This window comes from Microbacterium sp. (assembly GCF_031180975.1).
Lineage (GTDB): Bacteria > Actinomycetota > Actinomycetes > Actinomycetales > Microbacteriaceae > Microbacterium.
This window is the reverse complement of the sequence record NZ_JAPSLI010000004.1, coordinates 204,235-227,642: the sequence shown is the minus strand read 5'-3', so window position 1 is coordinate 227,642 and position 23,408 is coordinate 204,235. Positions and strand designations below refer to the sequence as shown.

The window sequence follows — 23,408 nt, the reverse complement described above, 5'->3', positions numbered from 1 at the left end:
TCTCGATGTTCCGCAGGTCGATCTACAAGACGCCGCCGCAGCTGCGCGCGATGGTCGAGCCGGGGCTCATCACCGCCGCAGCCCTGGACGCCGTCGAGGCGCAGGTGCGCGTCGGCGTCACCACGGGTGAGCTGGACGCCATCGCCGAGCGGGTGATCGCCGAGCGGGGTGCCGAGCCGAACTTCAAACTCGTCCGTGGGTACCACCACACCACCTGCATCTCGGTGAACGAGCAGGTCGTGCACGGCATCCCGGGCGATCGGATGCTGCAGGCCGGCGACATCGTGTCGGTCGACTGCGGTGCCCAGTACCAGGGCTGGAACGGTGACAGCGCGCGGACCTTCGTGGTGCCCGATGCATCCCGGCCCGAGCTCGTGGAGCGGCGGCGCGAGCTCTCCCGCGTCACCGAGGGGTCCATGTGGGCGGGCATCGCCGCCATGGCGACGGCGTCGCACATCGGCGGAATCGGTGCGGCCATCCAGGACTACATCGAGGCGCAGGGCGTCTCGGACGTGTCGGGCGAGACGTACGGCATCCTGCGGGAGTATGTGGGGCACGGCATCGGACGCAAGATGCACGAGGCGCCCAGCGTCTTCAACTACCGCACGCCCGACCCCGGCGCTGAGATCCGCCCCGGCCTCGTGCTCGCCATCGAGCCGATGGTGACCGCCGGGGGAGAGGCGACGTTCGTCGAGGACGACGACTGGACCGTCTCCACGGAGGACGGCACCGACGGGTCGCACTGGGAGCACAGCGTTGCCCGCCACGACGACGGCATCTGGGTTCTGACGGCCGCCGACGGCGGCGCGGCGGGGCTCGCCCCGTTCGGCGTGGTCCCCGTCCCCATCCCGTAGCGCGTCATCCTTCTGGCGCCCTCGTTCCCCGCGAGACTTCTCATCCAGCGCGAGACAGCACGACTGTCCAGCGAGACTTCTCTTCCAGCGCGAAACAGCACGACATTCGTCATGCCTCATGCGGAAAGGTAAGTCTCGCGGGCTGCGGGCCCCGCTCACGTGAGCGGTGCGCGAGCGTTGCGAGCATGCCCGGCTGTTCCGGATGCCGTCGGGGCACGCCTGCGGCGACGAGCGCCCGGCGCAGGGGCGTCACCTTCCAGGCATCCGACAGCTCCCAGCGTGAGAACGGATGCCCGTGGCGGCGGAGCCGGTCTTCGCGGCGCTTCTCGTCGGCGAGGAGTGCGCGGGCCCTCGCGGGGTCCTCGAGCTGATACTTGCCCCAACCGTCGGCCTCGCCGATCGCGCGGTTCGAGGGGAAGAGGAAGTCGGCGCGGTCGGTGTGGCCGTCGTAGTGGAACTCTTGCTGCAGTTCCGGCGTCTCGAACCCGCACCACTCGATCACGGCGCGGCTCACGCTCTCGGCCGGCGATTCGGACCTCGGGTCGGCGCGGGCCCACAGCCATCGCTGTCGCGCGCGGCCGCGCGGGTTGCGCTGGGCGGCGGCGCGCCACTGCAGGTCGGAGACCAGGAGGGAGCCGCCTTGCGCCGGGGAGATCGCGCTGTCGACGACCGCGAGCCCGCGGGCGGGCGGCAGCACGCGAGCGAGGTCGGCGACGGTGTCGAGCAGCGAGGTCACGAGGATGCCGTGGAGTTGGATCACCTCTCGGGGATCCACGCTGGTGTGCACGCACACGTCGCCGAACCGCTGCGAGGTCGCGAGTCCGGGGTCGTACACGTGAATGTCGCGGGCCTCCCCGAACAGCGGCAGCCCGTGGACCACCGCGGCGGATTCCAGGCACAGCACGGCGGCCGGGTGCTTGCGGACGAACGCGTGGACGCGCACGGCGTATCGTTCCCACGGCTTGAGGGCGAGATACGTCGCGCGCTCGACGTGGACGCCTCGGCGGATGCGGAGGTACGCGGAGCCGTGGACATCGACGCCCAGCATCCGGGCCTCATCGGTCGTGATCAGAGGAACGGGAGCGGCGAGCACGGCGCGGTCGGTGAGCTGCAGCATCCGCCCATCCTGCGTCCCCGGCACGCGACGCGTCGCCCGCAATCCCGGCCGATGTGCACAACTCTCCGCACCCGCCTACCTGTGCAGAACGCACCCCCCGCCCGCGAGACTTCTATTCCAGCATGAGACTGCACGACAGCGGGCGTGTCTCACGCTGGAACATAAGTCTCGCGAAGGGGGGAGGGGCGGAGGGGAGGGGAGGGGTTCACATGCGGGGCATAGCGACGGCGGGGCAGAATGGATCCGCGCTGTTCCTGCACAGAATGGATCTCCAATGGCACACGCCCAGGGCAAGACCAACTGGTTCGCCATCGTCATCTCCGCCGTCGTCGTCGTGGTGCTCGTCGCCCTCGGCGCCATCGTGATCTGGCTGAACAACCAGGCGACTGACGCGGGGCCGGCGCCCAGCGGGGACATCGTGAACGCCGAGACCGGCGCGATCTCGTTCGGCGAGGGCGAGGACACCGTCGCGGTGTTCATCGACTTCATGTGCCCCATCTGCAACCAGTTCGAGCAGAGCTACGGGCAGCAGCTGCGTGCCGCCGCCGAGAACGGCGACATCACCATCGAGTACCACCCGATCGCGATCCTTGACCGGTTCTCGCAGGGCACCGACTACTCGTCGCGCGCGGCGGGCGCGATGTTCTGCGTCGCCGAGGAGGCGCCCGACAAGGCCCTGGACTACATGGACGCGCTGTTCGAGAACCAGCCGGCTGAGAACACCCCCGGCCTGACCGACGAGCAGCTGGCGCAGTACGCCACCGAGGTGGGCGCGGAAGGCGCCGCCGACTGCATCACCGAGGGCACGTACAAGAAGTACGGCGTCGCACAGGCCGACGCCCACGAGATCGCCGGAACTCCGACCGTGGAGATCAACGGCGAGCGGCTGGATCTGCAGAAGCAGACCGACTTCAAGAAGTTCACCGACCTGCTCGGCTGAGCCGCCGCCGCCGAGTTGCCGGACGGGCGCGATCGGTCTAACATAGATCTTTGGTGCCTTGCGCCTTCAACAGGCGTGTCTTCGAAAGACGGCACCACCCCACCCATCCACCGCAGATCGGCCGATCTGCAGAAGCGTCAGCGAGGCTATGGCTAAGAAAGACGGTGTCATCGAGATCGAGGGCGTCGTGTCCGAGGCTCTGCCCAATGCGATGTTCCGCGTTGAGCTCAGCAACGGTCACAAGGTTCTGGCAACGATCTCCGGAAAGATGCGGCAGAACTACATCCGCATCATCCCCGAGGACCGCGTGGTCGTGGAGCTCAGCCCCTACGACTTGACTCGCGGCCGCATCGTCTACCGCTACCGCTGATCGGTCGAGAAGTAACGGCCGCACTGGACCGGGGCCCTTCGACGGGCCCAGGCACCCAGATGCAGCACGAAGACAGCGAACAGGAAAATCATGAAGGTCAACCCGAGCGTCAAGCCCATCTGCGACCACTGCCGCGTGATCCGTCGTCACGGACGCGTCATGGTGATCTGCAAGAGCAACCCGCGCCACAAGCAGCGACAGGGTTGAGCCGGAGCGGATCACGGCGGCGCAGCCGCCTTGATGCGCTCGCGGCTCAAGATCGAGCGAGGACGCCGAAGGCGACCGAGTCGAAACTCGCGCACAACTGAATACATACCGGACACGTTTCGTCTCGGTCGCTGCGCGTCCTCGCTCAACGACCGGTGGTCACGACCGGAAACTCACAGGCAGGATCGCAACCCGCAAGGGGGACACCTCGGGACGGAGGCCCGAGCACAGATCCTGCTCCAAACCTCCACAACACTCCAGGAGAACCGCATGGCACGTCTTGCCGGCGTCGACATCCCGCGCGACAAGCGCGTGGTGATCGCACTCACGTACATCTACGGCATCGGCCGCACCCGCTCCGTCGAGATCCTCAAGGCGACCGAGATCGACGAGTCGATCCGCGTCAAGGACCTGACCGACGACCAGCTCGTCGCACTGCGCGACTACATCGAGGGCAACTACAAGGTGGAGGGTGACCTCCGTCGCGAGGTCGCCGCAGACATCCGCCGCAAGGTCGAGATCGGCTCCTACGAGGGCCTTCGCCACCGTCGTGGCCTCCCGGTCCGCGGTCAGCGCACCAAGACCAACGCGCGCACCCGCAAGGGCCCGAAGCGCACGGTCGCCGGCAAGAAGAAGGCCCGCTAAGCGGCCAGGGATTAGGAGAGAATCATCATGGCTGCACCCAAGGCCGCCGCGCGCAAGCCGCGCCGCAAGGAGAAGAAGAACATCGCGCTGGGCCAGGCCCACATCAAGTCGACGTTCAACAACACGATCGTTTCGATCACCGACCCGTCCGGCGCCGTCATCAGCTGGGCCTCGTCCGGTGGCGTGGGCTTCAAGGGCTCGCGCAAGTCGACGCCGTACGCCGCCGGTATGGCAGCGGAGTCCGCCGCCCGCCAGGCTGCGGAGCACGGCGTCAAGAAGGTCGACGTCTTCGTGAAGGGTCCGGGTTCGGGCCGCGAGACCGCGATCCGCTCGCTTCAGGCCGCCGGCCTCGAGGTCGGCTCGATCCAGGACGTAACGCCGCAGGCGCACAACGGATGCCGTCCGCCGAAGCGCCGCCGCGTCTGATCGCGTGAGGACGCCGGCGTCCCAGGGCCCTTCGACTCGCTCAGGGACCCAGGACGCCGGCGCCCTCGCCCGCAGATTTTCACAACTCAAGACCTCACCCCACCACATGTCATATAGCGGGCATGTGATCGAAAGGAACACATAGTGCTCATCGCACAGCGTCCCACTCTCACCGAGGAAAAGATCTCCGAGAACCGTAGCCGGTTCGTCATCGAGCCGCTGGAGCCCGGATTCGGATACACGATCGGTAACGCGCTGCGCCGCAGCCTGCTGTCGTCGATCCCCGGCGCCGCGGTCACGACGATCCGCATCGACGGCGTGCTGCACGAGTTCAGCACGATCCCCGGTGTGAAGGAAGACGTCACCGAGATCATCCTCAACATCAAGCAGCTGGTCGTCTCCAGCGAGCGCGACGAGCCCATCACCGCGTACCTTCGCAAGACGGGCGCCGGCGAGGTCACCGCGGCCGACATCTCCGCTCCGGCGGGCGTCGAGGTGCACAACCCCGACCTGGTCATCGCGACGCTCAACGACACCGCTCGTTTCGAGCTCGAGCTGACCATCGAGCGTGGCCGCGGCTACGTGTCCGCCGCTCAGAACCGCAACGAGTACGCCGAGGCGGGTCAGATCCCGATCGACTCGATCTACTCGCCGGTCCTGAAGGTCAGCTACCGCGTCGACGCCACCCGTGCCGGTGAGCGCACCGACTTCGACAAGCTCGTCCTCGACGTCGAGACCAAGTCGGCGATCAGCCCGCGCGACGCCGTCGCGTCGGCCGCCAAGACCCTCACCGAGCTGTTCGGCCTCGCCCGCGAGCTGAACGTCGAGGCCGAGGGCATCGAGATCGGCCCGGCGCCGGTCGAGGCCGCCCTCTCCAGCGAGCTCTCCATGCCGATCGAGGACCTCGATCTGTCGGTCCGCTCGTACAACTGCCTCAAGCGTGAGGGGATCAACACCGTCGCGGAGCTGGTCGCCCTCTCCGAGACGCAGCTGATGAACATCCGCAATTTCGGACAGAAGTCGGTCGACGAGGTGCGCGACAAGCTCGTCTCGCTCGGTCTGTCGCTGAAGGACTCGGTGCCGGGTTTCGACGGCGCCCACTTCTACGGCGGCAGCGAAGACGAATCCTTCTGAAACCCGACCTCTTTCTGACCAGGAGTTAGACGATTATGCCCAAGCCCACCAAGGGACCCCGCCTCGGAGGCGGCCCCGCCCACGAGCGCCTTCTTCTCGCGAACCTCGCAGCGGCGCTGTTCACGCACAAGTCGATCAAGACGACCGAGACCAAGGCCAAGCGCCTGCGTCCGCTCGCCGAGCGTCTCATCACCCTCGCGAAGCGCGGCGACCTGCACGCTCGTCGTCGGGCGCTGACCGTGCTGCGCACCAACAAGGACGCCGCACACGTGCTCTTCAACGAGATCGCGCCGCTGGTCGCCGAGCGTGAGGGCGGGTACACCCGCATCACCAAGGTCGGCAACCGCAAGGGCGACAACGCCCCCATGGCCGTGATCGAGCTCGTCCTCGAGCCCGTCACCCCGAAGAAGCGCCGTACTGAGCGAGCGGAGCGAGACGAAGTGAAGTCGACCAAGTCGACCAAGGCCGAGGCGCCCAAGGGTGAGAAGGCCGAGAAGCCGGTCGAGGCCGAGGAGACCAAGGTCGAGGACACCACTGCTGAGGATGCTCCCGCCGAGGACACGTCGGCCGCCGAGGCCGGCGCCGAGTCGCAGGCCGAGGGCGAGGCCGCTGAGGCCGCCGCCGAGGACGCCGTCGTCGAGAAGTCCGAGTAAGCACTCGCACCACAGCGAAGCCCGCCGCCCCATCAGGGGAGGCGGGCTTCGTCGTACCCGCCCGCACCCGGTGATGCCCGCACCCGGCGTCGACGTTGACCGCCGAACCGAGACGTCCGCCGGCGTCAGCCCACCGGCTCGGCGTCGACGGCCACCGGATCGTTCGCCCGGTACCGGGTGCTCGGCCTTCCCTTCGTGGAATAGTCCAGGCTGCGGATCGCGCGCCCCGTGCTCGCCAGGTGCTCCAGGTACCGTCGGGCGCTGACCCGCGAGATCGACAGGCGCTCCCCGATCTCGGTCGCCGATGCGTCCGGCTGCTGAGCCAGCGCAGCCGCGACCCGTCGCAGGGTCTCCGCGCTCAGCCCCTTGGGAAGCGCCGCGCGGCGCCGGAACGCGATGATCGCGTCGGCCGCCTCCACCCGCCGCACCACGTCGTGCAGCTCGGTGTGATCGCGCAGCAGCAGTGTGGCATCCACCCGCTCGCCGTCGACCTGCGAGCCGGTGCTGCGCGCCACCAGGACGTGCGAGCCGAGGATCACAGGCCTTCCGGCATCCTCTCCGTCCTTCAGCACCGCCAGCAGCTCCTCGTCCAGCACGTCCTCCGCGCGCGCCCCGGTCAGCGCGTCCGCCGAGCTGCCGAGGAAGCCCGCGGCGGCGTCGTTGGCCAGGGTGACCACTCCGTCCGCGTCCACCGTGATCACCCCCTCGCTGAGCCCGTGCAGCGTGGTCTCCTGATTGCGGACCAGCGCGGTGATCTGATGCGGCTCCAGCCGGTGGATCCGGCGGCGGATCACGGCGGTCACCCACGCCGAGCCGAACACGCCGAGCAGCGCGGCGATCATCATCGGCCCGATGATCCACGCCAGGCCGGCGAAGAACTCGTTGCGCCCCTGCGACTCGAGGATGCCGACGGATGCCGTGCCGATGACGTCATCGCCCTGGTAGATCGGCACCTTCACCCGCCAGGTGGTGCCCAGCGTGCCGGTCTGCGTGCCCATGTAGATCTGCCCGGACAGCGGGGCGGAGGGGTCGGTGGACACGCGTTCGCCGATCCGCTCCGGGTTGGGGTGGGAGAAGCGGATGCCGTCGGCGTCGGCCACCACGACGTAGGTGAGGTCCGACGCCTTGCGGATCGTCTCCGCGAGCGGCTGGATGGTGGCGGACGGATCCGCATCGTCGAACGCGTCGAGGATCGCGGGCATCGATGCGATGGACTGCGCGACCGCCAGCATCCGGTCCTCATAGGCGTCGCGGACGGTGCGCTCCTGCACCACGCCCGCGATCGCACCGGCTGCGACGGTCACCAAGCACACGATCAGCGCCTGCAGCAGCAGCAACTGCACACGCAGCGTCATCCCGGTCGCCATTCGGCCATTGTCCCGCGTCCTGACGGCGATCGCGACCAATAGTTTCGAAAGGGAGCGCGGCCGTGGACGCCTTCCTACAGTGACTTCAACGCACCCGATGCGCTCAAGGAGGAGCGAAATGAAGCAATCACGAATGGCCGCACTGACCGCGGTCGTGGCAGCAGCCGCGCTGGCACTCACCGGATGCTCCGGCAGCAGCGCACCCGCAGGCGGCGGCGGTGACGACGACGCGAAGGCCGCCGCCATCGAGGACGTCAAGATCATCGTCCCCGCGGACCCCGGTGGCGGGTGGGACCAGACCGGTCGTGCCATGGCCGAGGTACTCACCGGCGAGAAGATCGTCGGTTCCGCGCCGGTCTCCAACGTCGGCGGCGCCGGCGGCACGGTCGGGCTGGCGCAGCTCGCCAACGAGAAGGATCCCGCCACCCTCATGGTGATGGGGCTGGTGATGGTGGGCGCCGTCGAGACCAACGCATCGCAGGTCCGCATCGAGGACACCACCCCGATCGCCCGCTTGACCGACGAAGCGCTCGTCGTCGTCGTCCCGAAGGACTCCGAGTACAAGACGCTCGAGGACCTCGTGGAGGACATCGTCGACAAGGGACAGAACGTGCGCGTCACCGGCGGCTCCGCGGGCGGTGCCGACCACATCCTCGCCGGCCTCATGCTCGAGGCCGCAGGTCTCGACGGGCAGGAGATCGTCGAGAAGCTCAACTACACCCCGAACGCGGGCGGCGGCGAGGCCGTGTCGCTGATCCTCGGCAACAAGGTCGAGGCCGGCATCTCGGGCATCGGCGAGTTCCAGCAGTACATCGAGTCGGGCGACATGCGCGCCCTCGCCGTCTCCTCCGAGGAGCCGGCCGAGAACCTGCCGGACGTGCCCACGGTCACCGACGAGGGCTACGACGTGGTGCTCACCAACTGGCGCGGAGTCATCGCGCCGAGCGGCATCTCCGACGGCGAGCGGGCCGAGCTCGAGCGCATCGTCACCGAGCTGCACGACAGTGAGGCGTGGACCGAGGTGCTGAAGACCCGCGGCTGGGCGGACGCGTTCCTGGTCGGCGACGAGTTCGAGGAGTTCCTGGAGGGGAACATCGAGGACGTCACCGGCACGCTGAAGAACATCGGTCTGATCGGCGGCTGACATCATGCACGCGCCGCTGACGACGGGCGCGAGCAGGCGGGCCGGGAACACCCGGCCCGCCCGGTCGCTTCCCATCGGCGAACTCGTCTTCGCCCTGATCATGCTCGCCCTCGGCGTGTTCGCGCTGGTGGGCGTCTTCACCATCCACGCCCCGGCCGGCAACCGCGTCGGCCCCACGGTGTTCCCGCTGTTCGTCTCCATCCTGCTGCTCGCCTCCGCGGTCGCCGTGCTCATCGGCATCCTTCGCGGCAAGCGGGCCGAGGTGGAGGACAGCGAGGACATCGACCCGACCCTGCCCACCGACTGGCTGGCGATCGCCAAGCTGGTCGGCGCGGTCGTCGCGCATCTCCTGCTCATCGACCTCATCGGCTGGGCGCCCGCCGCGGCGCTGCTGTTCGGTCTGGTCGCGTGGTCGCTGGGCGCCAGGCGCTGGTGGCTGGCGTTCGTGGTCGGCATCGTCCTGGCGCTGATCGTGCAGGTCGTGTTCGGCGGACTGCTCGGCCTCTCGCTGCCCTGGGGGCCGGCGTTCGGCTGGCTGGGAGGGATGTTCTGATGGACACCTGGACCCTGCTGCTGGAGGGCTTCGCGACCGCACTGCAGCCGCAGTACCTCGTCTTCGCGTTCTTCGGCGTGCTGATCGGCACCGCCGTCGGGGTGCTCCCCGGCATCGGGCCGGCGATGACCGTCGCGCTGCTGCTGCCGCTCACGTACACGCTGGAGCCGACCGCGGCGATCATCACGTTCGCCGGCATCTACTACGGCGGGATGTACGGCGGCTCGACCACCAGCATCCTGTTGAACACCCCCGGCGAGTCGGCGTCGATCGTGACGGCGATCGAGGGCAACAAGATGGCCAAGCTGGGCCGCGGCGCCGCCGCACTCGCAACCGCCGCGCTCGGCTCGTTCGTCGCCGGCACGATCGCCACCGTCGGCCTGACGCTGCTGGGGCCCGTGCTGGCCCGCTTCGCCGTCAACCTCGGCCCGTCCGACTACGTGGCGCTCATCGTCATCGCGTTCATCACGGTCGGCGCGCTGATCGGCAGCTCCGTCCCGCGCGGGCTGCTCTCGCTCGGCGTCGGCCTGTTCCTCGGCCTTGTCGGCACCGACACCCTGTCGGGCCAGCAGCGCTACACGCTCGGTCTGCTGCCGCTCGCCGACGGCATCGACATCGTGCTCGTGGCGGTCGGCCTGTTCGCGGTGGGGGAGACGCTGTACATCGCCTCGCGGCTGCGGCACGGTCCCATCGACGTCGTGCCCGTGCCCCGAGGGTGGCGCAGCTGGATGACCAGGCAGGACTGGAAGCGCTCCTGGAAGCCGTGGCTGCGCGGGACGGCGATCGGGTTCCCGATCGGCACGATCCCCGCCGGCGGTGCGGATGTCGCGACGTTCCTGTCCTACGCCACCGAGCGCAAGCTGTCGCGGCACAAGGAGGAGTTCGGCCGGGGCGCCATCGAAGGCGTCGCCGGTCCGGAGTCGGCCAACAACGCCGCGGCCGCGGGCGTGCTCGTCCCGCTGCTGACGCTCGGCCTGCCCACCACCGCCACCGCCGCGATGATGCTGTACGCGCTGCAGTCGTACGGGCTGCAGCCCGGTCCGCAGCTGTTCCAGAATCAGCCCGGGCTGGTGTGGGCGCTGGTGGCGAGCCTGTACATCGGCAACGTCATCCTGATCATCCTCAACCTGCCGCTGGTGGGCATGTGGGTGAAGCTGCTGCAGATCCCGCGGCCGTACCTGTACGCCGGCATCCTGCTGTTCGCGGCGTTCGGCGCGTACGCGCTGAGCTTCGCGGTCGTCGACGTGCTGATCTTGGCGATCATCGGTGTGCTCGGCTACTTCATGCGGCGGTACGGCTACCCGGTGGCACCCCTGGTGGTGGGCATGATCCTGGGACCGATGGGCGAGGACCAGCTGCGCCGCGCGCTGCAGCTCAGCCAGGGCGACCTGTCCACCCTGATCATGCAGCCGTTCGCCGCGGCCGCGTACATCGCGCTGGCCGTGCTGATCGCCGGCGGCCTCTGGCTGCGTCGCCGTCAGCGGCGTTACGAACAGGCTCTCACCGAGTCGATCGCGGTGCCGATCAAGGCGGACCAGGAGGTCTGAGCGCCGCCCCGCGGCGCGGGGGACGGGAGGCTCCCGGGGATAGGCTGGTCGGATGAACGCGGACCAGGCCATCACCCGGGAGCCTCGCGCGTATCTGAGCTTCGTGCTCATCGGTTTGACCGCTGGTCTGCTCTCCGGACTGTTCGGCGTGGGAGGCGGGACGATCATCGTGCCGCTGCTGGTGCTGCTGCTGCACTTCGACCAGCGCCGCGCCGCGGGAACGTCGCTCGCGGCGATCGTGCCGACCGCGAGCGTCGGCGTGATCTCCTACGCCGTGGCCGGAGCGGTGGCATGGATCCCCGCGCTGATCCTCGCCGCCGGTGCCGTGGTGGGCGCGCAGATCGGCACCCGCCTGCTTCCACGCGTGTCGCAGACCGCGCTGCGCTGGGGCTTCGTCGGCTTTCTCGCCGTGGTGATCGTCAGCCTGTTCCTGATCATCCCGTCCCGGGATGCCGTCCTGGTGCTGGACTGGTGGAGCGGCGCGGGCCTCGCCCTGGTGGGCGTGGCCACCGGCATCCTCGCCGGCCTCATCGGCGTCGGCGGCGGCGTCATCGTCGTGCCGGTGCTGATGCTCGTCTTCGGCACCAGCGACCTCGTCGCCAAGGGCACATCGCTGCTCATGATGATCCCCACCGCCGTGTCGGGGACGATCGGCAACATCCGGCACCGGAACGTCGATCTGGTGGCGGCCGCCATCATCGGCGTCGCCGCATGCACCACGACTGCCCTCGGCGCCTGGCTGGCCACGGTCATCGATCCGTTCGCGGCCAACATCCTCTTCGCGGCCTACCTCGTCGTCATCGCCGTGCAGATGGCGCTCAAAGCCATCCGCGGCCGCCGGCGCTGACCGAGACCCACGCATGGTGGGGCCGTCGGCGCTGATCCGCGGCCGCCGGCGCTGACCGACGCGAAGGGGCGGCGCCCGGTTCCGGACACCGCCCCCGCTCATCCGCCGCAGCGGGTTCGGTTCACTCGCAGGTGAACTTCGCGTCACCCCACACGCCGTGCGCGCCGTTGATGCTTCCCGGTGCCTCGACGATCAGGTCGACGTACTGCGCCCCGGCGAGGTCGACGTTCACCGACTCGGGAGCGAAGCCCGGGGTGAACGTGCGCGACTGGTAGCGATTGACGTCGTCGGCGTTGACCTTGAAGATCACGTTCCCGGCGAAGCCGGCCTCCAGACCCACCTCGGCGGTGAACGCGCTGCACTCGCCTCCCAGATAGTAGGTGATCTTCGACAGCGCGTGCACGCCGAGGCCCTTCTCGTACGTCGGGTTCTCACCCGTGGCCGGATCGACGTAGTTGACCGCCAGCGGCTTGTCCGGCGACGACGCGGAGTCCTTGTTGGCCACGTCGATGCCGATCACGCCCCAGCCGTTGACCGCGCTCACCCAGTCGAGGTCGGACGCGTACGCCGAACCGGTCGGTGCGGGAGGCAGCGGCTGCTCGACCACCTTCCAGTCGAAGATCCGCAACCGGCTCTCGGTGGGGAGCACCACATACGCCAGCTCCTTCGCCGGGTTCAGCCGGATCAGGTTCGAGTACACCTGGTACTTGTAGGTCGGGTACTCGTACACGGCCGGGTTGTTGCCGTTGTTACGGCCCAGCGAGGTGATCGCGACCTTCGCGCCGCCCAGACCGGACGCCTGCGGCAGCCAGTTCGGGATGAACAGGTTCTGCGTGCTGACGGTGCCGTCGGTGTAGTGCAGTTCGAACGCCGGGTTGACCCCGCCGCCGGATGCCGCCGACGCGAGCACGGCGAGGTGCGTCCCCGACCCGGACAGCGAGATGGTCTGCCCGGCAGGCGACACCGAATCCGCCGCGCCGGTCGGAACCGGCCAGGTGTACTCGATCGCCGCCTCACCGCTGCCGACCGTCACCGTCGAGCCCGGGGTGACCCCGGCACGAGCCAGCGCCTCGGCCGAGAACGTCGCGCCCCCGCCGTCGAAGTCGCCGGCCTTCGCCGTCTCGATCGTCGTCACCGAGTCGGCGTTGTACGCGCCGGCCAGCGACCCGTATGCGACGTAGATCTGGTTCGCCCCGGAGACGGACTGTGCCGACTTCTGCGAGGTGTAATCGGCGACCACGGTCACCGTCTGCAGGTCCGCCGCAGCGGCATCGGTCACCTGGAACTCGAACGTCGCGGTGGCGGACGCGCCGGGTTCCACGAGCCCGGGCTTGTCACCCTCCGCCGACAGCAGCGTCCAGCCCTCCGGCGTCTGCGGGGTCAGCACGACGCCTTCCTTCTTCTTCGTCCCGGTGTTGGCGAACGTGGCGGTGACGGTCGTCTTCTCACCCTGGAAGACGCGGTCGGCGAGATCGACCGAGACGGATGCCGCGACGGCATCCGCATCGCGCCCGCCCACCGCGCTCGTGGCGGCGAGCACCACCTCGGTGCTCTGGCCGGATGCCAGCGGCGCCAGCTTCACGGTGATCACGCCACCCGCCCGCTCGGCGTCGAAGAACCAGCCGGACTCCTGCTCGGCGAGGGCCTCCGCGGACGCCGCCTCGGCGAGGCGCTCCCCGCCGACCGTGACGTTCTTCGGGGCCGAGCCGGTGTGCGCCTCGATGACATAGCGGCGGGCGTCAGCCATCCCGTCGTACGACCCGCTGCGCTCGCCGATGCCGATGGTCACCGTGCCCTTCTCGCCGGCGGCGGGGGCGTCGACGGTGAACTTCTGCGTGCTGGCCTCGCCGTCGGCGTAGGCCCGGGTGAGCTTGTCGTCCTCGTACAGCGAGAACGAACTCTTGCCCTGCGGGTACAGCGACAGGGTGATCGGCGCGTCCTCCGGGGTCAGCGCGGCGTTGCGCGCGGCGATGCCCTGCGGCACCAGCGCGCCGGCGCGCACGAAGATCGGCAGCTTGTCGAGCGGCGCTGGGTGCCCGTTGAGCACCTGCCCGCCCTCGTGCACGGTGCCGGTCCAGAAGTCCACCCAGCGCTCGCCGGCCGGCAGGTAGATGCCGTTGCGAACGTCGCTCTTGGTGAACACCGGTGCCACCAGGTAGTCGCTGCCGAGCAGGAACTCGTTGTTGGCCTCGACGCTGTACGAACCCGGATCCTTCGGGTACTCCAGCGCGAGCGAGCGCATCATCGGCAGACCGCTGCGGTGCGACTCCGCCGCCAGCGTGTAGATGTACGGCATGAGGCGCTGACGCAGCTGCAGGTAGGACCGGTTGATCGCGGTGGCCTGCTCGCCGTACAGCCACGGGCGCTTGTCGACCGAAGCCCAGCCGCTCATCGAGTACAGTGCCGGCGCGAACGCCTTCCACTGCAGGTCGCGCACGTAGCTCTCGGCGGAGCCGCCGAAGATGCCGTCCACGTCGCCGGTGGTGAACGGCAGGCCGGAGTTGCCGGCTCCGGTCAGCGCCGACACCTGCCAGCGCACCGCGTCCAGGTTGCCGGAGTGGTCACCTGTCCACTGCATGCCGCAGCGCTGCGCGCCAGCCCAGCCCTCGACCATGAGAGAGGTGCCACGCGCGTCGGAGTGCTTCTCGATGCCGTCGTGCGCGGCCTCGCACCCGGTCAGCGCCAGCCGGTAGCCGCTGCCGACCCAGGCGACGTCGAGCTTGCGGAGGCGGATGCCGGCCTCGCCCACCTCGTACTCCTGCTCGGTGAGGGAACGCTCGGTCCACAGGCCGGTCTTCAGGCCGGTCTGCTCCTCGATCGCGTCCACCGTCTCGGGCAGTTCCTGATACTCGCAGCCGTAGCCGTCGTTGACCAGCATCCAGCCGCCGGGCATGTCGTGCTCGACGAAGTCCTTTGCGATCTCCAGCGCGTCGGGGGTGCGCAGCTTCCCCTCCACGCGGGCGCCCTGGTAGTCGGGGTTCGAGCGGTTGTAGCAGTCCGCGTCACCGTACTCGAGCGCGTACACCGGCGGCATCATCGGTCGACCGGTGAGCTGCGTGTACGACTCCAGCGACTGCGTGTAGTCGCCGACGAAGTAGTACGCGTCGAACCGGCGCTCCTCGTGCGTGGTCGTGCCGTTCTTGAAGTCGTACGTGCCGCGGGCGAACGTGTTGCGCAGCACACCGTAGCCCTGCGACGACATGTAGTACGGCACCGCGTTCGGGTAGCCCTCGTCATCCCAGTCGTAGTTGCGGGCGACGTTGATGACCGACCCGGTGTGGATGCTGCGGCCGTTCTGCATTCCGCCGCCGAGGAACTGCTCTCCCTCGGTCGGCTGGAGGTGCTGCGTGGCCGACCTCGTCCCGAACGACAGCGGGGCGGATTCGGCGAAGATCACCGTGCCGTCGGTGCGGGTGGCGGAGACCGCGGAGGTCGCACGGTCGACCGTGACGATCACCGACTCTGAGGCGATGCGGATCAGGTCGCCTTCCTCGAGGGCCACCTCGGCGCCGTCGAACGTGGCGGCGCCGACGACGATGTTCGCCGTCCGCGCCGGGTCGTTCTGGGGCGTGTTCGCCGGGTCGGTGAACTTTCCGCTCGGGTCGGCCTCGAGGCGGAACGTGCCGTTCTCAAGGAACGTCACGCGCATGGCGCCGCGCTCGGCGGTCAGCGTGACGGTCGACCCGTCGCGCTCGACGCCGGTGATGGCGCCGAGGGTGGCACCGTCCTGGGCGACGGGCACCTCGGGGGTCGCCGGAATGGGGGTGATCGGGGTGGGGGAGGTGGCGGCGGTCGCCGCGGATGCCGCGGGTGCAGCCAACGCGGTCAGGCCGAAGCCCGTGACCGCGAGCGCCGCGGCCGCGCCCAGCGCCGCGGCGCGCAGACGGCGGCGGGGAGGGGAGAAGGTCATCGTTGTCCTCACTCTTGATTGATTCTGCTTGAAGTGGTGCCGAAACAATCACAGTGCATCACGATGGCGCGCCGCGGTCAAGCATCCGCACACAATCGCACGAGACCCGAGGCGTTGTGACGGGCCTGGGTAGGATCGAGGGGTGCCCGTGAACAACGATCTGGTCGGCCGGGAGTTCCCGCCGACGGCCCCCTACCTCGTCGGCCGGGAGAAGGTGCGCGAGTTCGCCCGCGCCGTCTTCGCCGATGCGCCCCTGCACACCGACGTCGACGCGGCGCGCGCACTCGGCTACGCCGACGTCGTCGCCCCGCCGACCTTCGCGATGGTGATCCAGGACCAGACGCTGCAGCAGCTGCTCGCCGAGCCGGACTCGGGCATCGTGCTGGCGCGCACCATCCACGCCGAGCAGCGCTTCCAGTACTCGCGCCCGATCGTGGCGGGCGACGAGCTGACCGGACGGCTGCGCGTCACCGGCATCCGCGCTCTCGGCGGCAACGCGATGATCACCAGCGAGGCGGAGGTCACCGACGCCACCGGCGCGCACGTGGTGACCGCGACCAGCGTCCTGCTGGTCGGAGAGGGGGAGTGATGGCCGCGCGCTTCACGGTCGGCGACGTCATCGCCGAGCGCACCGTGCACCTGACCCGCGAGTCGCTGGTGCGCTACGCCGGCGCCTCGGGTGACTTCAACCCCATCCACTACCGCGACGACGTCGCCGCCGAGGTGGGGCTTCCCGGCGTGCTCGCGCACGGCATGCTCACGATGGGCATCGCTTCGTCCGTGGTGGTCTCGGCGCTCGGCGACGTGAAGGGGATCCTCGACTACGGCGTGCGCTTCACCAAGCCGGTCGTCGTGCACCCGACCGACGGCGCCGATGTGCACGTGCTCGCCAAGGTGGGCGCGGTGGACGAGGAGTCCGCCCGCATCGACTTCATGGTCAAGCACTCCGACACCACGGTGCTCGTGAAGGCGCAGCTGCGGGTCGCCCTCTGACATGCGCGAGGTCAGCCCGCTGCCCCTGCGCTCGCTCACGACCCTGCGCACCGGCGCCGCCCCGCGGCGGATGCTGGAGGCGACGACCACCGCCGAACTGATCGACGCGCTGCAGGACGTCTGGTCCGACGGCGACGACTGGTTCGTGCTGGGCGGCGGCTCCAACCTGTTCGCCGGGGACCAGCCGTTCGACGGCACCGTGATCCGAGTGCTCACCACCGGCATCGAGGAGCTGCCGTCTCCGCACGAGGGACGAGTGCGGCTGCGTGTGCAGGCCGGTCACTCCTGGGACGAGCTCGTCGCGTACGCCGTCGAGCGCGGCTACGCGGGCATCGAGGCGATGAGCGGCATCCCCGGCACCGTCGGTGCCGCGCCGGTGCAGAACGTGGGCGCCTACGGGCAGGAGATCCAGGAGACGCTCGTCGAGGTCGAACTCATCGACGAGCACGCCTCGGAGCCGGTCGTCGTGCCGGCCGCGGAGCTCGGGCTGGGCTTTCGCACCTCGGTGCTCAAGCACCACTACGGCGGGGTGCCGGACCGGCGGGCGGTGATCCTCTCCGTCACCCTCGACCTGGCCGTCACGGGCGAGGGCGGGCGCGTGGTGCGCGGAGAGCAGCTGCGCCGTGCGCTCGGGCTCGAGGGCTTCGACCCGGTGCCGCTGCGGTGGGTGCGCGAGCGCATCCTCGCCACCCGCGCCATGAAGGGGATGCTGCTCGACGACGCCGACCCCGACACCTACAGCGCCGGGTCGTTCTTCCAGAATGCGATCGTCCCAGAGCACGTCGCCCGCACCCTGCCGGCGGAGTGCCCGCGTTGGACGGTCGAGCCCGACCTGGACGCCGTCACCGTCATCCCGCTCGCTTCCTACGGCGGCGTCGTCCCGCACGCCGAGGCGCACGAGGCCAAGGTGAAGGTCAGTGCGGCCTGGCTGATCGAGAACTCCGGCATCCGCAAGGGTTTCAAGCTGCCGCAGTCGCGCGCGTCGGTGTCGACCAAGCATGCGCTCGCCCTGACCAACCGTGGCACGGCGACCGCCGGCGAGATCAGCGAACTCGCCCGGTTCATCCAGAGCCGCGTGCACGCCGAGTACGGGTTGCTGTTGCAACCCGAACCCGTGCTGGTGGGTGTGGAGCTCTAGCCCCGCCCGCTTCGAGTGCACCGGATCCCGCCGAGCGCACGGCTTGCGTGCGCCGGGATGCCGTGCACTCGACGGTAAACCGTGCACTCGCGTGCCACCGGGTGTCGCGAGTCGAGCCTGCAGCCCGCGAAAGCGTCAGGAGGCGAACAGTCGCTGCAGGCGCTGGACGCCCTCGAGCAGGGCGTCGTCGCCGAGCGCGTACGACATCCGGATGTAGCCGGACGGGCCGAACGCCTCACCGGGCACCACCGCGACCTCGGCCTGGTCGAGGATCAGGTCGGCGAGCTCGAGGGACGTGGTCGGCGTGACGCCTCCCCACGTGCGGCCGAGCAGGCCCTGCACGTCGGGGTACACGTAGAAGGCGCCGGTCGGATTGGGTACCCGCATGCCGTCGATCTTCGACAGCTCCGACACGATCAGGCGGCGACGGCGGTCGAACGCCTCGCGCATCTGCTGCGCCTCGGCCTGCGGGCCGTTCAGCGCGGCGATCGCCGCCTTCTGCGCCACGTTGTTCACGTTGCTGGATAGATGCGACTGCAGGTTGCCGGCGATCTTGATGGCATCCGCAGGTCCCACCATCCAGCCCACCCGCCAGCCGGTCATGGCGTACGTCTTCGCGACCCCGTTCACGAGGATGGTCTGGCCGGCGACGTCCGGGACGGCCTCGACGATCGACGTCGCCTTGACACCCTCGTAGGTGAGGTTCTGGTAGATCTCGTCGGAGATGATCCAGATGCCGTACTCGAGCGCCCATTCGGCGATCGCCTTGGTCTCCTCGGCGGTGTATACCGATCCGGTCGGGTTGGACGGCGAGACGAACACGAGCACGGTGGTGCGGTCGGTACGCGCCTCCTCGAGCTGCTCGACGGTCACCTTGTAGTCCTGGTCGGCTCCGGCGAACACCTCGACCGGGATGCCGTCGGCGAGGCGGATCGCCTCGGGGTAGGTCGTCCAGTACGGCGCGGGCAGCAGCACCTCGTCGCCGGGGTTCACCACGGCCTGGAAGGCCTGGTATACGGCCTGCTTGCCGCCGTTGGTGACGATCACCTGGTTCGGCGAGGCCTCCAGGCCGGAGTCGCGCAGCGTCTTGGCGGCGATCGCCTCACGCAGCGCAGGAAGACCGGGTGCGGGGGTGTACCGGTAGCTGGCCGGGTCGGCGAGGGCCTCGGCGGCGGCATCCACGATGAACTGCGGCGTGGCGAAGTCGGGCTCGCCGGCCGCATACGAGATGACGGGCTTGCCCTCGGCCTTGAGGGCCTTGGCCTTGGCGTCCACCTTGAGGGTGGCGGACTCGGCGATGGCGGACAGCTTGCGGGAGAGAGGGGCGCGTTCGGTCACGCTACGAGCGTACCCGGCGGCGTCCCGCGGAGTGAGGCCTTACGGCGTCGACGGCATGCAAGAAGGGCGGATCTTTCCGCGACGGGAAAACTCCGGCTCGTCCGCTACTCGATGTCGCATTGGCAGTAGTCCGCCAGGCGGCGGATCGGGCGGTCCGGGTCGGTGGCGTCGACGATGGCGGATGCCAGCGTGTTCGCCTCCTCGTCGCCGGCCACGACGCAGACGCTGGAGTGCCACAGGCCGCGCGTGCGGTCTGCGAGCAGTGAGCCGTCTCCGGACACGATCGTGACGGCATCCGCCCGTTCGGCGCGCACCGGAGCGGCGACCTCCGCCCGCAGCTCGTGCTCGCCGCGACCGTCCTGCGCGACGGAGGACGTCGCGAGACCCCGCTCGGCCAGCACGGATGCCAGATCGCGGGCGAAGTCGGCCGCGCGGCCGGCATCCGCCCCGGCGACCGCCAGCAGGCGCGCACCGCGGGGGTACTCGTGCAGGAACTCGCCGGCGACCCCCTCCAGGAGGGCGCGCCGCTCGCTGCTGATTTCGGCCATGCCCTCAGAGTACGCCCGGCGCGACGGCACGGGGCCGGTCAGTGCGGGCCGGTCAGCGCGCGGCCGGTCAGCGTTCGACCAGGATGCCGTCCTCGTCGGCGTACAGCCGGGCGCCGGGGCGGAACGTGACGCCGCCGAACTCGACGGTCGCGTCGACCTCGCCCTGCCCGGTCTTGCCGCTCTTGCGCGGGTTGGTGCCCAGCGCCTTCACGCCGAGCGGGAGCGAGCCGATGGCGACGCTGTCGCGGATCGCGCCGTGGATCACGACGCCCGCCCAGCCGTTGTCGACCGCGCTCTGCGCGATCATGTCGCCCATGAGGGCGGTGCCCAGCGAGCCCTCCCCGTCGATGACGAGCACCGCGCCGTCACCCGGAGTGGCCAGCAGGTCCTTGACGAGCTGATTGTCCTGGAAGCAGCGCACCGTGCGGACCGGCCCCTCGAACGCCGCGTGCCCACCGAACGAGCGCAGCTGCAGGGGCAGCGACTGCAGGTTCTCACCGTGCTCGTCGTACAGGTCCGCGGTGCTGGTCATCGGGCTTCCTCTCGTGTCGTCGTATCGGATCCCCGGCGGACAGTCGTCAGTCCTGCTCCACGAGGTGCTTCGAGTATGCCCCGGTGGTGAGGAACTCGGGGAATTCCTCCCGCAGCGACACCTCGCGGAACACCTCGGCCGCGTCGTCGAACCGGTCGCCCTCGAAGCGGGGGACGGATGCCAGCACTTCGGCGATCAGCCCCTCGACGTACTCCACGGTGATCGGGGTGCCGTTCTCGGTGGTGCGGTCCTGGTGGATCCACTGCCACACCTGCGAGCGGCTGATCTCGGCGGTCGCGGCATCCTCCATCAGGTTGTCGATGGCGACCGCGCCCAGGCCCCGCAGCCACGCCTCGATGTAGCGGATGGCCACCGAGACGTTGTCGTGCACGCCCTGCGCGGTGATCGGCCGACCGATGTGCAGGTCGATCAGCTCGGCGGGACGCACCTCGACGTCGTCGCGCCGGCGGTCGAGCTGGTGCGGCCGGTCGCCCAGCACCGCATCGAACTCGGCCTGCGCCGCCGGGATGAGATCGGGGTGGGCGACCCAGGTGCCGTCGAACCCGTCGCCGGCCTCGCGCTTCTTGTCCGCGGCGACCTTGTCCAGCGCCCGCGCCGTGACCTCGGGGTCGCGGCGGTTCGGGATGAAGGCGCTCATGCCGCCGATCGCGTAGGCGCCGCGCTTGTGGCACGTCTTCACCAGCAGCTCGGTGTAGGCCCGCATGAACGGCACGGTCATGGTGACCTCGCTGCGGTCGGGGAGCACGAACCGGGCCCCGCGACCCCGGTAGTTCTTGATGATCGAGAAGATGTAGTCCCAACGGCCGGCGTTCAGCCCCGCGCAGTGGTCACGCAGCTCGAACAGGATCTCCTCCATCTCGAACGCCGCGGGGAGCGTCTCGATCAGGACCGTCGCGCGGATGGTGCCGTGCGGGATGCCGATGTACTCCTCGCTGAACGAGAACACGTCGTCCCACAGTCGGGCCTCCTCGCTGGACTCGAGCTTCGGCAGGTAGAAGTACGGCCCGCGGCCGGCGTCGATGAGCGCCTGCGCACTGTGCACGAAGTACAGCCCGAAATCGACCAGCGAACCGGATGCCGCGGTGGTGCGGCCCGACCGGTCGGTGAACTCCAGGTGCTTCTCCGGGAGGTGCCAGCCGCGCGGACGCATGACGATCGTCGGGGTGCGCTCGGCGGTGACGCGGTACTCCTTGCCCTCGGGGCTCGTGTGACTGAGCTCGCCGCGGATCGCGTCGCGCAGCGACAGCTGGCCGCCGATGACGTTCTGCCAGGTAGGGCTGGTGGCGTCCTCCTGGTCGGCGAGCCACACGCGTGCGCCGGAGTTCAGCGCGTTGATGGTCATCTTCGGATCGGTGGGGCCGGTGATCTCCACCCGGCGGTCCTCGAGCCCCGGTCCGGCGCCGGCGACCCGCCATTCGGCATCCTCGCGGATGTGCGCGGTGTCGTCGCGGAAGTGCGGATCGTGCCCATTGCCGATCTCGAAGCGGCGGCGCATCCGGTCGGCGAGGCGGTCGTGGCGGCGTGAGGCGAACCGGTGGTGCAGCTCGGTGAGGAACGCCAGCGCCTCCGGCGTGAGGATCTCGTCGAACCGGTCGCGCAGCGGCCCGGTGATGGTCAGTGCCGGGCCGAGACGCATGGTCTCGATCGGCGTGGTGGGAGTGCTCATGATCGGAAGTCCTTCGTCGTGAAGTGCGTTGTCCTGTGGGGTTTGGGGCGGATTCTCGCGTTCGGGGCGGGTGTGTGCCGCCCCGAACGCGAGAATCCGCCCCAAACGGGAGATTGACGGGAACAGGGTGGGGGTCAGTGGAACTGAGCCGTCTCGGTGGAGCCGGCCAGGGCGAGCGTGGCGCTGTCGGGGTTGAGCGCGGTGGAGATCACGTCGAAGTAGCCGGTGCCGGCCTCGCGCTGGTGGCGCGTGGCGGTGTAGCCGGATGCCTCGGCGGCGAACTCGGCCTCCTGCAGCTCGACGTACGCGCTCATGGCGCGCTCGGCGTAGCCGCGGGCGAGATCGAACATCGAGTAGTTCAGGGCGTGGAAGCCGGCCAGCGTGATGAACTGGAACTTGTAGCCCAGTTCGGCCAGCTCCTGCTGGAACGTCGCGATCTGCGCGTCGGACAGGTGCCGTTTCCAGTTGAAGCTCGGCGAGCAGTTGTACGCGAGCATCTTGCCGGGGAACCGTTCGTGGATGGCGGCGGCGAAGTCCCTGGCGAGTGCGATGTCGGGCTCGCCGGTCTCGACCCACAGCAGGTCGGCGTAGGGCGCGAAGGCGAGGCCGCGGCTGATGACGGATTCGATGCCGGGCCGGATCCGGTAGAAGCCCTCGCTGGTGCGCTCGCCGGTGGTGAACTCGCGGTCGCGCTCATCCACGTCGCTGGTGAGCAGGTCGGCCGCCAGCGCATCGGTGCGGGCGATGATCACGGTGGGGACGCCGGCGACGTCGGCCGCGAGCCGGGCGGCGTTGAGCGTGCGGATGTGCTGCTGCGTGGGCACGAGCACCTTGCCCCCCAGGTGGCCGCACTTCTTCTCGCTGGCCAGCTGGTCCTCCCAGTGGATGCCGGCGGCGCCGGCCTGGATGAGCGACTGCGCGAGTTCGTACGCGTTCAACGGTCCACCGAAGCCGGCCTCGGCGTCGGCGACGATGGGCGCCAGCCAGTCGCGCGTGACGGTGCCCTCGGCGTGCTCCAGCTGGTCCTGACGCAGCAGCGCGTTGTTGATACGGCGCACCACCGCCGGCACCGAGTTCGCCGGGTACAGCGACTGGTCGGGGTAGGTCTGACCGGCGAGGTTGCCGTCGGCGGCGACCTGCCAGCCGGAGAGGTAGATCGCCTTCAGTCCGGCGCGCACCTGCTGCACCGCCTGGCCGCCGGTGTAGGCGCCGAGGGCGCGGATGCTGTCCTCGGTGTTCAACAGGTTCCACAGGTTCTCGGCGCCGCGGCGCGCGAGGGTGTGCTCCTCGCGTACCGAGCCGCGGATGCGGATGACGTCCTCCGCCGAGTATGTGCGCTCGACGCCGTCCCAGCGGGGGTCGGTGTCCCAGCTCTCCTGCAGCTCGGCTGCCGTCTGGATCTGGTCGCCGGCGCGGAGTCCGGCGGGGCGAGGTGCGGTGTTCGTCATTGATCTCTCC

23 protein-coding genes are annotated in these 23,408 nt (G+C 69.5%); 15 read left to right on the top strand and 8 right to left on the bottom strand.

Translation table 11 applies throughout. From position 1 onward, the window contains the following. Positions 1-5: 5 nt before the first annotated feature. Positions 6-854 carry a type I methionyl aminopeptidase gene (gene map, locus RIF65_RS07615; protein WP_309065510.1) on the top strand — a complete coding sequence of 283 codons (849 nt, stop codon included), beginning with the start codon at positions 6-8 and terminating at the stop codon, positions 852-854. A gap of 109 nt (positions 855-963) precedes the next feature. Here the strand turns inward: map and RIF65_RS07610 are convergent, their stop codons facing one another. Beyond that, entirely contained in the window at positions 964-1,971 is a 1,008-nt protein-coding gene (locus RIF65_RS07610) for a hypothetical protein (protein ID WP_309065509.1), read from the bottom strand. A gap of 274 nt (positions 1,972-2,245) precedes the next feature. Between RIF65_RS07610 and RIF65_RS07605 the strand changes: the two genes are divergently transcribed. The 7 genes from RIF65_RS07605 (at position 2,246) to rplQ (ending at position 6,346) form a co-directional block, all read left to right on the top strand. Next, on the top strand, positions 2,246-2,911 hold the full coding sequence (locus RIF65_RS07605) for a DsbA family protein (RefSeq protein ID WP_309065508.1): 666 nt from the start codon (positions 2,246-2,248) through the stop codon (positions 2,909-2,911). A gap of 148 nt (positions 2,912-3,059) precedes the next feature. Next, on the top strand, positions 3,060-3,281 hold the full coding sequence (infA, locus tag RIF65_RS07600) for a translation initiation factor IF-1 (protein WP_018171468.1): 222 nt from the start codon (positions 3,060-3,062) through the stop codon (positions 3,279-3,281). Between the two features lie 90 nt (positions 3,282-3,371). Continuing rightward, the gene (gene rpmJ / locus RIF65_RS07595; protein ID WP_071644008.1) at positions 3,372-3,488 is read left to right on the top strand and encodes a 50S ribosomal protein L36; all 117 of its coding nucleotides are present in this window, start codon (positions 3,372-3,374) and stop codon (positions 3,486-3,488) included. A gap of 270 nt (positions 3,489-3,758) precedes the next feature. Next, a complete protein-coding gene (gene rpsM, locus RIF65_RS07590; RefSeq protein WP_309065507.1) occupies positions 3,759-4,133 on the top strand; it encodes a 30S ribosomal protein S13 in 375 nt (124 codons plus the stop codon). Between the two features lie 27 nt (positions 4,134-4,160). Continuing rightward, positions 4,161-4,559, top strand: coding sequence for a 30S ribosomal protein S11 (rpsK, locus tag RIF65_RS07585; RefSeq protein WP_071644012.1), 399 nt, complete (start codon positions 4,161-4,163; stop codon positions 4,557-4,559). A gap of 144 nt (positions 4,560-4,703) precedes the next feature. After that, positions 4,704-5,693 (top strand): DNA-directed RNA polymerase subunit alpha, encoded by a 990-nt coding sequence (locus RIF65_RS07580; protein WP_309065506.1) that lies wholly within the window; start codon positions 4,704-4,706, stop codon positions 5,691-5,693. Between the two features lie 35 nt (positions 5,694-5,728). Continuing rightward, positions 5,729-6,346 (top strand): 50S ribosomal protein L17, encoded by a 618-nt coding sequence (gene rplQ / locus RIF65_RS07575; protein WP_309065505.1) that lies wholly within the window; start codon positions 5,729-5,731, stop codon positions 6,344-6,346. A gap of 125 nt (positions 6,347-6,471) precedes the next feature. Here rplQ and RIF65_RS07570 read toward each other — a convergent pair whose 3' ends face one another. Continuing rightward, positions 6,472-7,713: a PAS domain-containing protein gene (locus tag RIF65_RS07570; RefSeq protein ID WP_309065504.1), complete on the bottom strand. Its 1,242-nt coding sequence runs from the start codon at positions 7,711-7,713 to the stop codon at positions 6,472-6,474. Between the two features lie 118 nt (positions 7,714-7,831). Between RIF65_RS07570 and RIF65_RS07565 the strand changes: the two genes are divergently transcribed. Genes RIF65_RS07565 through RIF65_RS07550 form a run of 4 tightly spaced genes read left to right on the top strand, consistent with a single transcriptional unit; the run spans position 7,832 to position 11,804 of the window. After that, a complete protein-coding gene (locus tag RIF65_RS07565; RefSeq protein WP_309065503.1) occupies positions 7,832-8,857 on the top strand; it encodes a Bug family tripartite tricarboxylate transporter substrate binding protein in 1,026 nt (341 codons plus the stop codon). A gap of 4 nt (positions 8,858-8,861) precedes the next feature. Then, positions 8,862-9,410, top strand: coding sequence for a tripartite tricarboxylate transporter TctB family protein (locus RIF65_RS07560; RefSeq protein ID WP_309065502.1), 549 nt, complete (start codon positions 8,862-8,864; stop codon positions 9,408-9,410). Then, on the top strand, positions 9,410-10,957 hold the full coding sequence (locus tag RIF65_RS07555; protein ID WP_309065501.1) for a tripartite tricarboxylate transporter permease: 1,548 nt from the start codon (positions 9,410-9,412) through the stop codon (positions 10,955-10,957). The genes RIF65_RS07560 and RIF65_RS07555 overlap by 1 nt, the downstream gene beginning before the upstream one ends. 52 nt (positions 10,958-11,009) lie before the next feature. Beyond that, positions 11,010-11,804: a sulfite exporter TauE/SafE family protein gene (locus RIF65_RS07550; protein ID WP_309065500.1), complete on the top strand. Its 795-nt coding sequence runs from the start codon at positions 11,010-11,012 to the stop codon at positions 11,802-11,804. Between the two features lie 121 nt (positions 11,805-11,925). Here RIF65_RS07550 and RIF65_RS07545 read toward each other — a convergent pair whose 3' ends face one another. After that, a complete protein-coding gene (locus RIF65_RS07545) occupies positions 11,926-15,714 on the bottom strand; it encodes an NPCBM/NEW2 domain-containing protein (RefSeq protein ID WP_309065499.1) in 3,789 nt (1,262 codons plus the stop codon). Between the two features lie 142 nt (positions 15,715-15,856). On the opposite strand from RIF65_RS07545, the gene RIF65_RS07540 reads away from it, so the two are divergent. Genes RIF65_RS07540 through RIF65_RS07530 form a run of 3 tightly spaced genes read left to right on the top strand, consistent with a single transcriptional unit; the run spans position 15,857 to position 17,845 of the window. Continuing rightward, positions 15,857-16,303 (top strand): FAS1-like dehydratase domain-containing protein, encoded by a 447-nt coding sequence (locus tag RIF65_RS07540; protein WP_309065498.1) that lies wholly within the window; start codon positions 15,857-15,859, stop codon positions 16,301-16,303. Next, positions 16,303-16,707: a MaoC/PaaZ C-terminal domain-containing protein gene (locus tag RIF65_RS07535; protein ID WP_309065497.1), complete on the top strand. Its 405-nt coding sequence runs from the start codon at positions 16,303-16,305 to the stop codon at positions 16,705-16,707. The genes RIF65_RS07540 and RIF65_RS07535 overlap by 1 nt, the downstream gene beginning before the upstream one ends. 1 nt (position 16,708) lies before the next feature. Further along, positions 16,709-17,845, top strand: a complete 1,137-nt coding sequence (locus RIF65_RS07530) for a UDP-N-acetylmuramate dehydrogenase (RefSeq protein WP_309065496.1) — start codon at positions 16,709-16,711, stop codon at positions 17,843-17,845. Between the two features lie 135 nt (positions 17,846-17,980). Here the strand turns inward: RIF65_RS07530 and RIF65_RS07525 are convergent, their stop codons facing one another. From RIF65_RS07525 to aceA, 5 genes are all read right to left on the bottom strand, one after another. Beyond that, positions 17,981-19,183, bottom strand: a complete 1,203-nt coding sequence (locus tag RIF65_RS07525) for a pyridoxal phosphate-dependent aminotransferase (protein ID WP_309065495.1) — start codon at positions 19,181-19,183, stop codon at positions 17,981-17,983. A gap of 104 nt (positions 19,184-19,287) precedes the next feature. Further along, the gene (locus RIF65_RS07520; RefSeq protein WP_309065494.1) at positions 19,288-19,731 is read right to left on the bottom strand and encodes a hypothetical protein; all 444 of its coding nucleotides are present in this window, start codon (positions 19,729-19,731) and stop codon (positions 19,288-19,290) included. Between the two features lie 67 nt (positions 19,732-19,798). Beyond that, positions 19,799-20,263 (bottom strand): ribonuclease E activity regulator RraA, encoded by a 465-nt coding sequence (gene rraA / locus RIF65_RS07515; RefSeq protein WP_309065493.1) that lies wholly within the window; start codon positions 20,261-20,263, stop codon positions 19,799-19,801. Between the two features lie 46 nt (positions 20,264-20,309). Further along, positions 20,310-21,950: a malate synthase A gene (gene aceB, locus RIF65_RS07510; protein WP_375142137.1), complete on the bottom strand. Its 1,641-nt coding sequence runs from the start codon at positions 21,948-21,950 to the stop codon at positions 20,310-20,312. A 134-nt stretch (positions 21,951-22,084) separates the two neighbouring features. After that, on the bottom strand, positions 22,085-23,398 hold the full coding sequence (aceA, locus tag RIF65_RS07505; protein WP_309065492.1) for an isocitrate lyase: 1,314 nt from the start codon (positions 23,396-23,398) through the stop codon (positions 22,085-22,087). Positions 23,399-23,408: the final 10 nt, after the last annotated feature.

Excerpts from the sequence above, each read along its gene's own strand:
- aceA (WP_309065492.1), bottom strand. The coding sequence starts at position 23,398 with ATGACGAACACCGCACCTCGCCCCGCCGGACTCCGCGCCGGCGACCAG.
- RIF65_RS07545 (WP_309065499.1), bottom strand. The coding sequence starts at position 15,714 with ATGACCTTCTCCCCTCCCCGCCGCCGTCTGCGCGCCGCGGCGCTGGGC.
- RIF65_RS07565 (WP_309065503.1), top strand. The coding sequence starts at position 7,832 with ATGAAGCAATCACGAATGGCCGCACTGACCGCGGTCGTGGCAGCAGCC.
- rpsK (WP_071644012.1), top strand. The coding sequence starts at position 4,161 with ATGGCTGCACCCAAGGCCGCCGCGCGCAAGCCGCGCCGCAAGGAGAAG.
- RIF65_RS07535 (WP_309065497.1), top strand. The coding sequence starts at position 16,303 with ATGGCCGCGCGCTTCACGGTCGGCGACGTCATCGCCGAGCGCACCGTG.
- infA (WP_018171468.1), top strand. The coding sequence starts at position 3,060 with ATGGCTAAGAAAGACGGTGTCATCGAGATCGAGGGCGTCGTGTCCGAG.
- rplQ (WP_309065505.1), top strand. The coding sequence starts at position 5,729 with ATGCCCAAGCCCACCAAGGGACCCCGCCTCGGAGGCGGCCCCGCCCAC.
- RIF65_RS07560 (WP_309065502.1), top strand. The coding sequence starts at position 8,862 with ATGCACGCGCCGCTGACGACGGGCGCGAGCAGGCGGGCCGGGAACACC.
- rraA (WP_309065493.1), bottom strand. The coding sequence starts at position 20,263 with ATGACCAGCACCGCGGACCTGTACGACGAGCACGGTGAGAACCTGCAG.
- RIF65_RS07520 (WP_309065494.1), bottom strand. The coding sequence starts at position 19,731 with ATGGCCGAAATCAGCAGCGAGCGGCGCGCCCTCCTGGAGGGGGTCGCC.
- aceB (WP_375142137.1), bottom strand. The coding sequence starts at position 21,950 with ATGAGCACTCCCACCACGCCGATCGAGACCATGCGTCTCGGCCCGGCA.
- RIF65_RS07610 (WP_309065509.1), bottom strand. The coding sequence starts at position 1,971 with ATGCTGCAGCTCACCGACCGCGCCGTGCTCGCCGCTCCCGTTCCTCTG.
- rpsM (WP_309065507.1), top strand. The coding sequence starts at position 3,759 with ATGGCACGTCTTGCCGGCGTCGACATCCCGCGCGACAAGCGCGTGGTG.
- RIF65_RS07570 (WP_309065504.1), bottom strand. The coding sequence starts at position 7,713 with ATGGCGACCGGGATGACGCTGCGTGTGCAGTTGCTGCTGCTGCAGGCG.
- map (WP_309065510.1), top strand. The coding sequence starts at position 6 with ATGTTCCGCAGGTCGATCTACAAGACGCCGCCGCAGCTGCGCGCGATG.
- rpmJ (WP_071644008.1), top strand. The coding sequence starts at position 3,372 with ATGAAGGTCAACCCGAGCGTCAAGCCCATCTGCGACCACTGCCGCGTG.
- RIF65_RS07555 (WP_309065501.1), top strand. The coding sequence starts at position 9,410 with ATGGACACCTGGACCCTGCTGCTGGAGGGCTTCGCGACCGCACTGCAG.
- RIF65_RS07530 (WP_309065496.1), top strand. The coding sequence starts at position 16,709 with ATGCGCGAGGTCAGCCCGCTGCCCCTGCGCTCGCTCACGACCCTGCGC.
- RIF65_RS07605 (WP_309065508.1), top strand. The coding sequence starts at position 2,246 with ATGGCACACGCCCAGGGCAAGACCAACTGGTTCGCCATCGTCATCTCC.
- RIF65_RS07550 (WP_309065500.1), top strand. The coding sequence starts at position 11,010 with ATGAACGCGGACCAGGCCATCACCCGGGAGCCTCGCGCGTATCTGAGC.